General features: G+C 60.4%; 11 protein-coding genes. All 11 read left to right on the top strand.

Annotated features, from left to right (window positions below):
* The first annotated feature begins 291 nt into the window (after positions 1-291).
* The 11 genes from ACEN8Q_RS22540 (at position 292) to ACEN8Q_RS22490 (ending at position 14,629) form a co-directional block, all read left to right on the top strand.
* Positions 292-1,644 (top strand): TolC family outer membrane protein, encoded by a 1,353-nt coding sequence (locus ACEN8Q_RS22540; RefSeq protein ID WP_413427723.1) that lies wholly within the window; start codon positions 292-294, stop codon positions 1,642-1,644.
* Positions 1,645-1,686: 42 nt separating this feature from the next.
* Positions 1,687-3,843 (top strand): type I secretion system permease/ATPase, encoded by a 2,157-nt coding sequence (locus ACEN8Q_RS22535; RefSeq protein ID WP_413427724.1) that lies wholly within the window; start codon positions 1,687-1,689, stop codon positions 3,841-3,843.
* Positions 3,833-5,197: an HlyD family type I secretion periplasmic adaptor subunit gene (locus tag ACEN8Q_RS22530; protein WP_413427725.1), complete on the top strand. Its 1,365-nt coding sequence runs from the start codon at positions 3,833-3,835 to the stop codon at positions 5,195-5,197. The genes ACEN8Q_RS22535 and ACEN8Q_RS22530 overlap by 11 nt, the downstream gene beginning before the upstream one ends.
* Positions 5,198-5,495: 298 nt before the next feature.
* Positions 5,496-6,383, top strand: a complete 888-nt coding sequence (locus ACEN8Q_RS22525) for a TauD/TfdA dioxygenase family protein (RefSeq protein WP_413703772.1) — start codon at positions 5,496-5,498, stop codon at positions 6,381-6,383.
* Positions 6,384-6,401: 18 nt separating this feature from the next.
* On the top strand, positions 6,402-7,427 hold the full coding sequence (locus ACEN8Q_RS22520) for an ABC transporter substrate-binding protein (RefSeq protein ID WP_413427727.1): 1,026 nt from the start codon (positions 6,402-6,404) through the stop codon (positions 7,425-7,427).
* A 5-nt stretch (positions 7,428-7,432) separates the two neighbouring features.
* On the top strand, positions 7,433-8,293 hold the full coding sequence (locus ACEN8Q_RS22515; protein ID WP_413427728.1) for an ABC transporter ATP-binding protein: 861 nt from the start codon (positions 7,433-7,435) through the stop codon (positions 8,291-8,293).
* A gap of 21 nt (positions 8,294-8,314) precedes the next feature.
* Positions 8,315-9,181, top strand: a complete 867-nt coding sequence (locus tag ACEN8Q_RS22510) for an ABC transporter permease (RefSeq protein WP_413427729.1) — start codon at positions 8,315-8,317, stop codon at positions 9,179-9,181.
* Between the two features lie 120 nt (positions 9,182-9,301).
* Positions 9,302-10,222, top strand: a complete 921-nt coding sequence (locus tag ACEN8Q_RS22505) for a LysR family transcriptional regulator (RefSeq protein ID WP_413427730.1) — start codon at positions 9,302-9,304, stop codon at positions 10,220-10,222.
* Between the two features lie 239 nt (positions 10,223-10,461).
* On the top strand, positions 10,462-11,994 hold the full coding sequence (locus tag ACEN8Q_RS22500) for an MFS transporter (protein WP_413427731.1): 1,533 nt from the start codon (positions 10,462-10,464) through the stop codon (positions 11,992-11,994).
* Positions 11,995-12,020: 26 nt separating this feature from the next.
* Positions 12,021-13,085 (top strand): HlyD family secretion protein, encoded by a 1,065-nt coding sequence (locus ACEN8Q_RS22495; RefSeq protein WP_413703771.1) that lies wholly within the window; start codon positions 12,021-12,023, stop codon positions 13,083-13,085.
* Complete coding sequence (locus tag ACEN8Q_RS22490; protein WP_413703770.1) at positions 13,082-14,629, top strand: efflux transporter outer membrane subunit; 1,548 nt, start codon at positions 13,082-13,084, stop codon at positions 14,627-14,629. The genes ACEN8Q_RS22495 and ACEN8Q_RS22490 overlap by 4 nt, the downstream gene beginning before the upstream one ends.
* Positions 14,630-14,690 lie beyond the last annotated feature (61 nt).

Here is a 14,690-nt window from a genome sequence, read left to right as displayed (position 1 = left end):
TGGACGTACATTGCAAAATAGATGCACAAATTTGACGCATCAATTCGTCAATATATTGGCTTTATTTATTTTCGTTATTAACTTTATGCCAAACTATTGACCTTCTTCGAGCCATCCTAAACAATCGTCCCAGTAATGTCACATTGATATTTCAGCTGTGACTCGTCCTCGGTATGTGATCCAGTTCCGCTTTTTGAACTTTCCGACATACGGTCATTCCGCTTGCCATCTTCCGACGCAGCACGTTCTTTTGCTGCGATTCAAGACAAGAAGTCCTGGGAAATTCCTACAATGCGTCCGCCTTTGTTCATGGCTATACCTTTCGCCCTCGCCACGTCTTTCGTCCAGGCACAGTCCTTGCCAGACGCCATGCAACAAGCGCTGGATGTCCATCCGGAGGTCCAGGCAGGCGTCAATAGTCGATTGGCTGCGGACTATCAGTTGAAGGCTGCGAAAGGTGGATACCTGCCACGGGTCGACCTGCTAGGCGGTTATGGTCGTGAGGGCACCGACAGCGTGACTACACGAACGAACGGCAGCAGCAACCACTGGGAAACCCTGAATCGCAGTGAGTCGAGTCTGCGTCTGACCCAAATGGTTTTTGACGGTTTTGCGACGTCCAGCGAAGTAGGGCGTCAACAAGCCGCCGTCAACTCCCGCGCCTATTCGCTGTTAAGTACTTCCGAGCGTACCGGGCTGACCGTGGCCCAGGTCTATCTCGACGTGCTGACTCGTCGCGAGTTCGTGCGTCTGGCCGAGGACAACCTCAAGAGCCACCAACGCATATACGACCAGATCCAGCTGCGCACCCAGCGTGGTGTCGGCAGCGGCGCCGACCTCGATCAGGCGGAGGCGCGGATGGCCCAGGCGCGCAACAATCTGATCACCGAGCAGACCAACCTGGCTGACGCCGAAACCAACTACCTCTCCGCTGTTGGCCAGATGCCGGACCAACTTGAGCGCCCGGCGAGTTTCCTGGCGCTGATGCCGGCCAATCTGAATGAAGCCCGCGCGCAGATGCTGGAAAACAGCCCGATCCTGCGCTCGGCCGAATCCGATATCGCCGCTGCCGAGAAGCAGTACGACACGGCCAAGTCGACTTTCTACCCACGCTTCGATGCTGAGTTGGGTCGCACCGCGGACAACGACATTGATGGTCAGAACGGCCACAACAACGAATGGCAAGCCATGCTGCGCATGCGCTTCAACCTGTATTCCGGTGGCAGCAACAAGGCCGATCTGGAGTCCAAGGCCTACCTGTCGAACCAGGCGCTGGATATCCGTAACAACGCCCTGCGCCAATTGAATGAAGAGCTGGGCCTGGCCTGGAACGCCTTGAACAATGCCAACGCGCAGGTGCCGATCGCCCAGCAGTACGTCGACCACAGCACCGCCGTACGTACCGCTTACCAGCGTCAGTTCAGCCTCGGCGAGCGCACCCTGCTTGACTTGCTCGACAGCGAGAACGAACTGTTCACCTCTTCTCGCCGTCTGGCGGAGATCAAGAACGTTCAGTTATTTACTCAGTACCGAATCAAGGCGACCATGGGCGAGTTGCTCAAGAGCCAGGGAGTGGTCGCACCATTGGCATCCGTTGTGCAGAACGACGTGAAGCCCAAGGTCCAATTGCCCGGTATGAACTGAGCAGGTCCTTCATCGTTCAATTGTCAGCCAAGAGTGCCGAGCGTGGAATCAGAAGTCAGTCGGGTTCAACTCATTCATGATCCGCGCGCGTTGCATGACGATCCGTTGCTGGATGGTCTGCTCGCTCTTTGCATGCTGCACCAGAAGCCTGCCAGCGCGGCAATGCTGACCACTGGCCTGCCGCTCCCCGAGCAACGCTTGAGTGCCGAATTGCTGCCTCGCGCAGCAGCTCGCGCGGGGCTGCAAGGCCGGGTGCTGCAACGCAAGCTGGAGAACATTCCGGCGATTGCCATGCCGGCATTGTTGCTGCTCAAGGACGGTCGCAGTGCCGTCCTGCTTGGCTGGCAAGGCGAAGATCAGGTACGGGTGCTGCTCAGCGAAAGCGATGGCGGTGAGTCCTTGGTCAGCCGTGAGCTGTTGGCCGACGACTACACCGGCAAGGTCTTTTTCGCCCAGCCCCAGCACAAATTCGACGTCAATCACGGCACGCTGATTCCGCGTGCGCGTTCGTGGTTCCGCGATACCCTCAAACGTTCGCGCTGGTTGTACGCCGACGCCATCGCCGCCAGTTTCCTGATCAACATCATCGCCATGGCCGCGCCGCTGTTCGTGATGAACGTCTACGACCGCGTCGTGCCGAACCAGGCCGAAGCGACGCTATGGGTCCTGGCGCTTGGCATCACTGGCGCCTACCTCTTCGACCTGATCCTGAAAAGCCTGCGCAGTCTGTGCCTGGATCTGGCCGGCAAGAAAACCGACCTGATTATCTCGGCCACGCTGTTCGAACGCATCGTCGGCATGGCGATGAAATACCGGCCGGCACGGGTCGGCAGCTTTGCCCAGAACATCCACGAATTCCAGAGCCTGCGCGATTTCCTCGCCTCGCTGACCCTCACCAGCCTGATCGACCTGCCATTCACTATTTTGATTTTTATCGTCATCGCGATCCTTGGCGGGCATCTGGTGTGGATACCGGTGCTGGCGTTCCCGATTGCCCTGGCCATCGGCTATGCCTTGCAGAAACCCCTGGTGGCGACGATGGAACGAACCATGGCGCTGGGGGCCGAGCGTCAATCGAGCCTGATCGAAACCCTGGCCGGCCTGGATGCGGTGAAGGTCAACAACGCCGAAAGTGAACGCCAGTATCAGTGGGAACAGACCATCGGCACCCTCAGTCGCCTTGAGTTGCGAGTGAAAATGCTGTCCGGCCTGGCGATGAATATCACCCTGCTGATCCAGCAACTGGCCGGGGTGATCATGATCGTCTTCGGCGTGTACCAGATCATCGACGGCCACCTGAGCATGGGCGGCCTGATTGCCTGCTACATGCTCAGTGGCCGTGCGCTCAGCCCGCTGGCGTCACTGTCCGGGCTGCTGACCCGCTATCAGCAGGCACGGGTGACCATGACCTCGGTCGACCAAATGATGGAGCTGCCCCAGGAGCGCAACTTCGAAGAGCGTCCGCTCAGCCGCAAGGTGCTGCAGGGCGCCATTGAGTGCCGTCAACTCAACTTCACCTACCCGCAACAGCAGAACCTGGCGCTGAAGAACATCAGCCTGTCGATTCGTCCCGGTGAGAAAGTCGGCATCATTGGCCGAAGCGGTTCGGGCAAGAGTTCGCTGGCGAAACTGCTGGTGGGGCTGTATCAGCCGGATGATGGTTCGTTGTTGGTCGATGGTGTGGATATCCGCCAGATCGACGTCAGCGAACTGCGCTACAACATCGGCTACGTACCCCAGGACATTCAGTTGCTCGCGGGCACCTTGCGCGACAACCTGGTTTCCGGTGCGCGGTATGTCGAGGACGAACTGGTGCTGCAAGCGGCAGAGTTGGCCGGTGTCCACGAGTATGCGCGCCTGCATCCGCAGGGTTATGAGCTGCAAGTGGGTGAGCGCGGGCAGAACCTCTCCGGCGGTCAACGGCAAAACGTCGCCCTGGCCCGTGCGTTATTGCTCAACCCGCCGATCCTGCTGCTCGACGAACCGACCAGTGCCATGGATAACACCGGTGAAGAGCGCCTCAAGCAGCGCCTGGCAGCGGTGATCGAAAACAAGACCATGGTGCTGGTGACGCACCGGGCTTCGCTGTTGTCGCTGGTTGAACGACTGATCGTGATCGACCGCGGGCAGATTCTTGCCGACGGCCCGAAAGCTGCGGTGATGGAAGCGTTGAAGAAGGGGCAGATCAGTGTTGCTTAAGTCGGGTAAGGATTCGATCCGTCGCTACTTCAAAGGCTCTGCTTCGCTGCAGGGCCAGCCGCTGCCGGAGGTCAACAAGGCGCTGATCGAGGATGCGCCGCGTGTGGTGCGGCTGACGATCTGGGCGATCATCGCGTTCTTTGTGTTCCTGATGCTCTGGGCCAACTTCGCGGTCATCGACGAAGTGACTAAGGGCGATGGCAAGGCGATTCCATCGTCGAAGATCCAGAAAATCCAGAACCTTGAAGGCGGTATCGTTTCCGAGCTGTTCGTCAAGGAAGGCCAGATCGTCGAAGCCGGCGCACCGCTGATTCGTCTGGATGACACGCGGTTCGCTTCGAACGTGGGTGAAACGGAAGCCGATCGGTTGTCGATGGTGCTTCGGGTCGAGCGCTTGAGCGCCGAGGTTGACGACCGCCCGCTGAACTTCCCCGAGGATGTACTCAAGGCTGTACCGGGTCAGGCCAAGAGCGAAGAGTCGCTGTATATAAGCCGCCGCCAGCAGTTGCACGACGAGATTGGCGGCTTGCAGGAGCAGTTGATCCAGCGCCAGCAAGAACTGCGTGAGTTCACCTCCAAACAGGCGCAGTACCGCCAGCAATTGGGCTTTCAGCGTCAGGAAATCAACATGTCCGAGCCGTTGGTGGCCCAGGGCGCAGTATCGCCAGTGGAGGTCCTGCGCCTCAGGCGTGCCGAAGCGGAGACCCGTGGCCAGCTCGACGCCACCACCCTGGCTATTCCGCGAGCCGAATCGGCAATCAAGGAAGTACAGCGCAAGATCGACGAAACTCGTGGCAAGTTCCGCAGTGACGCCCTGACCCAGCTCAATGAAGCACGCACTGACCTGAACAAGGCCGAGGCCACCGGCAAGGCCCTGGAAGACCGGGTCAGCCGGACGCTGGTCACTTCGCCGGTGCGGGGTATCGTCAACAAGTTGCTGGTCAATACCATCGGCGGGGTTATCCAGCCAGGCAGCGACCTGGTGGAAATCGTGCCACTGGACGACACCTTGCTGGTCGAGGCGAAGATCCGTCCGCAGGACATCGCGTTCCTGCATCCGGGGCAGGAAGCGACGGTGAAGTTTACCGCCTATGACTACACCATCTACGGCGGGCTGAAGGCCAAGCTGGAGCAGATCGGTGCCGACACCATCACCGATGAAGACAAGAAAACCACCTACTACGTGATCAAGCTGCGCACCGACCGCAGCCACTTGGGCACCGACGAAAAACCCTTGCTGATCATTCCGGGGATGGTGGCGTCCGTGGACATCATCACCGGCAAGAAGACCGTACTCAGCTACCTGCTCAAACCGATCATCCGCGCTCGGGCCGAGGCGCTGCACGAGCGCTAGATCTTCAGTGGATTCACTGACGCCATCGCGGGCAAGCCCGCGATGGCGTCAGTCAAAATCCCAAAAATATGTCAGTAAGTGACAAATAACGTCACGCCGCAATCCACCCAGTCCCTTTTCAATCGCCATATCGTTATTCGTTAACGGTATTTAAATTTCAATTCTTATATCTATAAAGTCAATCTCCTGCGTACCTGTCGACCAATCGGCGCGCCGCACGACACGAACCAACACGGGATCTCCGTGAGTTTCTGATCGACGCGCGCGCCTTTGAGCGTGCCGTGCGTGGGAGTGATTTATGTCTGCAGCTTCAGCTTCGCCAAGCATCGCGCCACAATTCTTTGAAATCCGTCCGTTCAGCGGAGCGGTGGGCGCGGAGATCATCGGTCTCGACCTGTCCCGCCCGCTCAATGATGACGATTTTGCCCGCATTCACCGTGCGCACCTGGACCATCATGTGGTGGTGTTCCGCGACCAGCGCATCACCCCAGAACAGCACATCGACTTCAGTCGTCGTTTTGGCGTGTTGCAGATCCATGTGCTCAAGCAGTTCCTGCTGACAGGGCATCCGGAAATCCTCATCGTTTCCAACATCGTCGAAAACGGGCAGAACATCGGCCTGGGTGACGCCGGCAAGTTCTGGCATTCCGATCTCTCCTACAAACAACTGCCGAGCCTGGGCTCGATGCTGCATGCCCAGGAGCTGCCATCGGAGGGCGGCGACACGCTGTTCGCAGACATGCACAAAGCCTGGAACAGTCTGCCCGAAGCGCTACGCAATGCAGTTGAAGGGCGCTCGGCGGCGCACTCCTATACGGCGCGTTACAGCGAGACCAAATTCGAAGGCAACTGGCGCCCGACCCTGACTCCGGAGCAGCTCGCCCAGGTCGCCGAAGTGGTGCACCCGGTCGTGCGTACCCACCCGGAAAACGGTCGCAAGGCCTTGTTCGTCAGCGAGGGCTTCACCACCCGCATCGTTGGCCTGCCGGAGGATGAGAGCCAACAACTGCTGGCCGAGCTCTACGCCCACAGCGTGCTGCCGCAAAACATCTACCGCCATCAATGGCAGCCCCATGACCTGGTGTTCTGGGACAACCGTTCGCTGATCCACCTAGCCGCCGGATGCCCCAGTCATCTGCGCCGCAAGCTGTTTCGCACCACCATCCAGGGCGATGCGCCTTTCTGATTTGTCGGAGATCTGATCATGTCCAAACGTCTTCCATTTGCACCGCTGGCTGCGGCCATCGGCCTGGGTTTCAGCCTGATCGCCGGCAGCCTGGTGGCGCCGCCCGTGGCTCATGCCGAAGGTGAAATCCGCATCGCCGAACAGTTCGGCATCGTTTACCTGCTGCTCAATGTGGTGCGCGATCAGAACCTGATCGAGAAATACGGCAAGCAGGAAGGCATCGACATCAAGGTCGACTGGACCCAGCTCTCGGGCGGCGCGGCGGTCAACGACGCGTTGCTCGCAGGCTCGATCGACATTGCCGGCGCCGGCGTCGGTCCGTTGCTGACCATCTGGGACCGCACCCACGGCAAGCAGAACGTCAAGGCCGTGGCCTCCCTCGGCAACTTTCCGTACTACCTGGTGAGCAATAATCCCAAGGTCAAAACCATCGCTGACTTCACCGAGAAGGACCGCATCGCGGTACCGGCGGTGGGTGTGTCGGTGCAGTCGCGCTTCCTGCAATACGCGGCGGCCAAACAGTGGGGCGACAAGGAGTTCAATCGCCTCGACAAGTACACCATCGCCGTCCCACATCCTGATGCCACGGCTGCGCTGGTGGCCGGCGGCACCGAGCTGAGCGGGCACTTTTCCAACCCACCGTTCCAGGATCAGGAGCTGGTCAATCCCAACGTTCACGTGGTGCTGAACACCTATGACCTGCTCGGTCCGAACTCGCCGACGGTGCTGTTCGCCACCGAGAAATTCCGCAACGAGAACCCGAAAACCTACAAGGCATTTATCGATGCGCTGACCGAAGCGGCGCAATTCGCGCAGAACGACAAGGGCGCGGCAGCCGACACCTACATCCGCGTCACCAAGGCCAGGATCGACCGCGCCGCGTTGCTGAAAATCATCGACAACCCGCAGTTCGAATTCAGCGTCACGCCGAAAAATACTTATCCGTTGGCCGAGTTCCTGTACCGCGTTGGCGCGATCAAAAACAAACCGGATTCGTGGAAGGACTACTTCTTCCAGGACGCCAAGCCACTGCAAGGGAGCTGACCGGGATGAATGCCCCTTTGCAAGACCACACGGTCAGCAAGTCGATCGCGGCAGCCCAGGCGCTGCTGTCGGTCGATAACGTCAGTCTGGAATACCGCACGCCGCAACGCGTGGTACGGGCGACCCATCAAGTGAGTTTCGAAGTGGATCCGGCGGATCGTTTTGTCCTGCTCGGTCCGTCCGGTTGCGGCAAGTCGACGTTGCTCAAGGCCGCTGCCGGCTTCATCCAGCCTGTCGAGGGCGAGATCCGTCTGCAGGGGCAGCGCGTCGATGCACCGGGGCCTGACCGAATTGTGGTGTTCCAGGAGTTCGATCAACTGCCACCGTGGAAAACGGTAAAACAGAACGTGATGTTCCCACTGCTGGCTTCCCGAACCCTGAAGAAAAAAGAAGCTGAAGAGCGAGCGCTGCACTATCTGGAAAAAGTCGGCCTGGCGGCGTTTGCCGATGCCTACCCGCACACCTTGTCCGGTGGCATGAAGGCTCGGGTCGCCATCGCCCGGGCGCTGGCAATGCAGCCGAAAATCCTCCTGATGGACGAACCCTTCGCCGCCCTCGACGCCCTGACCCGGCGCAAGATGCAGGAGGAGCTGCTGCTGCTCTGGGAGGAGGTGCGTTTCACCCTGCTGTTCGTCACGCACTCCATCGAAGAGGCGCTGGTGGTGGGCAACCGCATCCTGTTGTTGTCACCGCATCCGGGCCGGGTGCGGGCCGAAGTCCACAGCCATCAATACGATTTGCACAGTCTGGGTGGCGTGGCGTTCCAGGAATCGGCACGGCGCATCCATCGGTTGTTGTTCGATGAAGGTGATGCGGCGAACGCTGAGCGTGAGCTGGATTTCGCCGACATCCGCATCGCTTATTGAGACAGGTGAGAGGAGGGCCCGATGAGCCATTTATCATCCCCGCGTGAAGAATTCGAAACCGTATTGCCGCCACTGACCAGCGTGCCGCTGGAACGCGAACTGCCTCTCGGCCAACGCCTGTGGCAACAGGGCTGGCTGCGCAAAAGCCTGATCCTGATTTTGCTTGCCGTGTTGTGGGAAGCGGTTGCCCGTTATCAGAACAACGACTTGCTGCTGCCGAGCTTTGTGCAAACCGCTCACGCGTTGTCTGACGGCCTGCTCAGCGGAGAATTGCTGGGCAAGGTATGGATTTCCCTGGTGGTGCTGCTCAAGGGCTACCTGATCGGCATCGTCCTGGCGTTTGCCCTGACTACGCTGGCGGTGTCGACTCAGTTCGGTCGCGACCTGCTGAGTACCCTGACTTCCATGTTCAACCCGTTGCCGGCCATCGCGTTGTTGCCGCTGGCGCTGTTGTGGTTTGGCCTGGGGCAGAACAGCCTGATTTTCGTGCTGGTGCATTCGGTACTCTGGGCCTTGGCGCTGAACACCTACGCCGGGTTCCTCGGGGTCTCGGAAACCCTGCGCATGGCCGGGCGCAACTACGGCCTCAAAGGCATGCGTTTCGTGTTGTTCATCCTGATTCCGGCAGCGCTGCCATCGATCCTTGCCGGCCTGAAGATCGGCTGGGCGTTTGCCTGGCGTACGCTGATTGCCGCCGAGTTGGTGTTTGGTGCTACCAGTGGCAAGGGCGGACTGGGCTGGTACATCTTTCAGAATCGCAATGAGTTGTACACGGACAAGGTATTTGCCGGGTTGGCGGTGGTGATCCTGATTGGATTGCTGGTGGAGAATCTGGTGTTCGATTCGTTGGAGCGAGTGACGGTCAGGCGGTGGGGGATGGTTCGTTGACTGTCTGATTGTGTGAAGTCCGCGCCGGTCTCTTCGCGGGCAAGCCCGCTCGCACAGTGTCTGAATGAAGTTTGCTAGCATTGCGTCTGAATCAATAAAAATCAGGCTTGAGTGCTTTCCATGCAACTACCAGACATGAACCTGTTGGTCGCCCTCGACGCCTTACTCGACGAGGGCAGTGTGGTGGGCGCCGCGCGGCGGATGAACCTGAGCCCGGCGGCCATGAGCCGGACGTTGACGCGCATTCGGGAAGCCATTGGCGATCCGATCCTGGTGCGCGCCGGCCGTGGCCTGGTGCCAACCCCCAAGGCACTGGAATTGCGCGAGCAGGTGCGCAGTGTGGTGGAGCAGGCCGGGTTGCTGTTTCGTTCGGCCGATGCGGTGGAACTGGGTTCGCTGCGGCGGCGTTTCAGTATTCGGGCCAACGACTTTTTTGTCGGCGTCTACGGCGGCAGGCTGTTCGACACCCTTGACCGGCAGGCGCCGCACTGCGAATTGCGTTTCGTCCCCGAAGGCGATGGCGATGATGAGGCGTTGCGCGAAGGGCGGATCGATCTGAGCATCAGCAACACCCGGCCGCTGACCCCCGAAGTGAAGATCCAGAACCTGTTTTCCACCCACTTCGTTGGCCTGGTGCGTGAGGATCATCCGCTGTTGGACGAAGAGATCACGGCAGAGCGCTATGCGGGTTATTCCCATATCAGTATGTCCCGGCGTGGCATTGCCCGAGGCCCGATCGATACCGCGCTCAATGCCCTGGGGCTGGAGCGGCGGGTGGCGGTGATCGCGCCAAGCTTTCATGCGGCAATGTTTGCCTTGCCCGATTCCGACCTGATTCTGCCGGTGCCCAAGGAGGCCTTGCTGAGTGTGCGGCGGCTGGGATTGAAACTGCGCTCGTTCGACCTGCCGATTCCTTTGCCGACGCTGATGTTGACCCAGGCCTGGCACCCGCGCTTCGACAAGGATCCGGCTCACCGCTGGTTGCGTGAAACGCTGAAAACCTGCTGCGATGAGACGTGGCTGGCTGCGCAGCCTGACTGAGGTGAACGCAATTCCCCCCTGTAGGAGCGAGCTTGCTCGCGAAAAACCCGAGAACACCGCGGGGCACCTGCCAGCCAGCGTTATCGTTGACGTCCATCGCGAGCAAGCTCGCTCCTACAGGGGGTAGGGGTTTTGTATCGTTGCGTCTGGCGCACTTATAACCTGCCGATAAGTTGATTTTCGTCAGGCATCACGCTTCCTAGAATGCTTCGGTATTTCCACTCCGGAGCTTGCAGTTCATGACCTCCCTTACGGCCTCGGCACCTGTCGCCGCGGTCAGCACGGCAATCGCTCCACCCGTCTTCGGCCCGCGGATCATCATCGGCCTGGTGGGCGTGTTGCTGGCAGTGCTGGTGTCGGGCCTGAACGAGATGGTGACCAAAGTCGCCCTGGCCGACATCCGCGGTGCGTTGGCCATCGGCTACGACGAAGGCACCTGGCTGGTCGCCTGTTACACCGCGACCTCAGTGGCGGCCATGGCTTTTGCGCCATGGTGTGCGGTGACGTTCTCGTTGCGGCGTTTCACCCTGTGCGCCATCAGCCTGTTCACCCTGTTGGGTGCGTTGTGCCCCTTCGCCCCGAATTACGAAAGCCTGTTGTTGCTGCGCACCCTGCAAGGCCTGGCGGGCGGTGCATTGCCTCCCATGCTGATGACCGTGGCCCTGCGATTTCTGCCTGCCAACGTGAAGCTGTATGGCCTGGCCGGTTATGCCCTGACCGCGACGTTCGGCCCGGGCCTGGGTACGCCATTGGCCGGGTTGTGGACCGAGTATGTCGGCTGGCAATGGACCTTCTGGCAAATCATCGCCCCGTGCCTGATTGCCATGGCTGCGGTGGCGTATGGCTTACCCCAAGACCCGCTGCGCCTGGAGCGCTTCAAGTCCTTCAACTGGCGCGGTGTGCTGCTGGGTTTTCCCGCCATCTGCATGTTGGTGATCGGCATTCTGCAGGGCAGTCGCCTGGACTGGTTCGAGTCGAACCTGATCTGCGGATTGCTCGGTGGCGGGCTGTTGTTGCTGGTGCTGTTCTTGATCGGCGAGTGGTCGCAGCCGATGCCGTTTTTCAAGATGCAGATGCTCGGCATCCGTAACCTGTCTTTCGCCCTGCTGACCCTGGCGGGAGTGCTGGTGGTGTTGCAGGCGGTGATCATTATTCCGTCCGGCTACCTGGCGCAGGTCCAGGGTTATCGCCCGGTGCAGACCGCGCCGATCATGCTGCTGGCGGCATTACCGCAATTGATTGCGCTGCCGTTGGTGGCGGCGCTGTGCAACTTTCGCTGGGTCGATTGCCGCTGGGTGTTGGGCCTTGGCTTGAGCATGCTGGCGTTGTCGTGCGTCGGCGGCTCGCAACTGACCTCTGCGTGGATTCGCGACGATTTCTATGTGCTGCAATGGCTGCAGATTTTCGGTCAGCCCATGGCGGTGTTGCCGTTGCTGATGCTGTCCACCGGCAGCATCAACCCGATGCAAGGGCCGTTCGCATCGGCCTGGTTCAACACCGTCAAAGGCCTGTCGGCGGTCATCGCCACCGGGGTGATCGAGGCGTTGACCACGGCACGCCTGCATTTTCACTCGACCATGCTGGTCGATCGTCTCGGCAACTCACCGTTGGCCGAACGCGACAGCGCAAGTCTCGCTCATCGTCTGCATGAGCAAGCGGTGGTGCTCACTTCCTCTGATCTTTACCTGTGCATGGCCGGTATCGCCGTGACCTTGATCCTGCTGATTTTCTGGCTGCCGACGCGGATCTATCCACCGCGCGCACCGACCTGAATGCTCCACTGAAACAGAAGGTTTTTATGAACACTCAAGCAAAGCAGAAAGTCGCGGTTGCCATGACCGCCGCATTGGCCGTCGGTGTGTTGCTGTACCTGGCGATGCCCGGCCTGTTCGGCAAGCGTACCCAACAGAACACCAACGATGCGTATGTCTCGGCGGATTTCACCCTGGTAGTGCCGCGGGTCGCCGGGTTTATCCAGCAAGTGCTGGTTGAGGACAACCAGCAGGTCAAGGCCGGGCAGTTGCTGGCACTGATCGATGACCGGGATTTGCGCGCAGCCGCCCAGGCTGCCGACGCCGAAACGCTGGTGGCCAGGGCGCAACTGCAAAACGCCCGGGCGACCCTGGAGCGCCAGGCGTCGGTAATTGCCCAGGCGCAATCCTCGGTGGTTTCGGCCAAGGCGGAAATGGCGTTTGCCGAGCATGAATTGAACCGCTACAACCACCTCGCCGGGGTCGGCGCCGGCACGGTACAAAATGCGCAACAGGCGCAAACGCGCATCGACCAGGCCTCTGCGCGGCTGGCCAATGCCACCGCGGTACTGGCGGCGGAGCGCAAGCAAGTGGAGATCCTCACGGCCCAGCGCGACGCCGCCGAAGGTGGCCTGAAACGGGCGCAAGCGAAGCTGGAAATGGCCAGCTACGAGTTGTCCTATACGAGGATCGTCGCGCCACAGGACGGTATGGTCGGCGAGCGTGCGGTGCGGGTCGGCGCCTACGTCACGCCGGGCAGCAAAATCCTCGCGGTAGTGCCGCTGGCGCAGGCTTATGTGATGGCCAATTTCCAGGAAACCCAACTGACGGATGTGCAGCCGGGGCAGGCTGTGCAAGTGCGCGTTGACAGCCTGGGCGGTGCGGCACTCAACGGTCGTGTCGAAAGCATTGCACCGGCCACCGGGGTGACGTTCGCCGCGGTCAAACCGGATAACGCCACCGGAAACTTCACCAAGGTGGTGCAGCGGATACCGGTGAAGATCGTGCTGGAGCCGGGACAGTTGCTGGCCGAGCGATTGCGGGTGGGGATGTCGGTGGAGGCGAGTATTGATACGGCCACCGCCAAGGCGAAGGAGGTTGTTCAGCGATGAAGATTTTCGTTGATCGTGCTGACGCCTTCGCGAGCAAGCCCGCTCCCACAGGGGAATGCGTTTCAATGTGGGAGCGGGCTTGCTCGCGAAGAGGGCAGTGGCAGCAACTGACTTTCAGTGCCGTGCTTGTCATGAGTCTCGGCGGCTGCACCGTCGGCCCCAATTTCCAAAAGCCCGAAACCACCGAAGTCGCCGAATGGGCCAAACCAGGTAAGCCTGCCGCCAGCCAAGCCATCGCCGAAACGATGAACAAGCGCTGGTGGGACGTGTTCAACGATCCGAAACTCTCGACCCTCACGCAACGCGCCCTGACCGACAACCTCGACTTGAAGCTCGCCAGCAGCCGCTTGCAGCAAAGCCGTGCCGTTCGCCAGGTGATCACCGCCAACCGCTATCCGAATACCGCCGTCACGGGAAGCTACGCCCGAAAACGTAACAGCAGTGAAGGCCTGAGCGACCCGTCAGGGCACAACGGCCAATCCGCGTTCAACCTGTGGGATGCCGGCTTTTCTGCCTCCTGGGAGCTGGATTTCTGGGGCCGGGTGCGTCGGGAAACCGAAGCCGCCGACGCCAATCTGGAAGTCGCCGAGAACGACCGACGCGATGTGCTGCTGTCGGTGCTGGCCGAAACCGCCCAGGACTACATTCAACTGCGTGGCGTGCAGAACACCCGGCTCGTCACTGAACAGAATCTCGACGTCGCCCGCCATAGCCTGAAGCTTTCGCAACTGCGCCTGGCCGACGGCGTCGCGACGGATCTGGATGTCGCCGAAGCCGCCGCACAGGTGGCGGCCATCGAATCGCGCCTGCCCGCACTGGAGCAGCGCCAGTGGCAACTGATCAACGCCTTGAGTCTGTTGATGGGCGAGCCGCCTCAGGCATTGGCGGCGGAGTTATCCACAGATGCGCCCGTGCCACAAACCCCGCGACAAGTCGCCATTGGCTTGCCCTCGCAGCTGGCTGAACGTCGTCCGGACATTCGCCAGGCCGAAGCACGGCTGCATGCCACCACGGCCAGCATTGGCGTGGCCAAGGGCGATTTCTATCCGCGAATCACCCTGTCGGGGAACATCGGTTCCCAGGCCATGCAACTGAGTGATTTCGGTTCCTGGGGTTCGCGTTCGTTCGGGATCGGCCCGCAATTGAGCTTGCCGTTGTTCGACGGCGGCCGCTTGCGTGGCGTGCTCGATTTGCGTGAAGCACAACAACAGGAAGCGGCTATCGCCTATCAGCAAACCGTGCTGCGTGCCTGGCATGAAATCGATGACCAACTGACCGCCTACAACGCCAGTCAGTTGCGCCGCGACAGCCTGGCCGAGGCCGTACGCCAGAACCGCATTGCGCTGGACACCGCGCAACAGCAGTACGTTGAGGGCGTGGTGGATTTTGTCACCGTACTCACCGTGCAAGGGGCGTTGCTGGCCACGCAGGAGCAGTGGGTCGAGAGTTCGACTGGCGTGTCGCTGGCGGCCGTCGGGTTGTACAAGGCGTTGGGTGGAGGTTGGGAGTCGGTGTATCCCTTGACCGGGACGGCGCAGCGTTAAAACGCAGGCAATGATGGCCATCTGCTTGACGCTTATCGCCGCTGTCTTAGACTCCGGTAAT

Source organism: Pseudomonas sp. Pseusp16, from assembly GCF_047324915.1.
Classification (GTDB): domain Bacteria; phylum Pseudomonadota; class Gammaproteobacteria; order Pseudomonadales; family Pseudomonadaceae; genus Aquipseudomonas; species Aquipseudomonas fluorescens_CD.
This window is presented reverse-complemented; position numbering and strand designations above follow the sequence as displayed.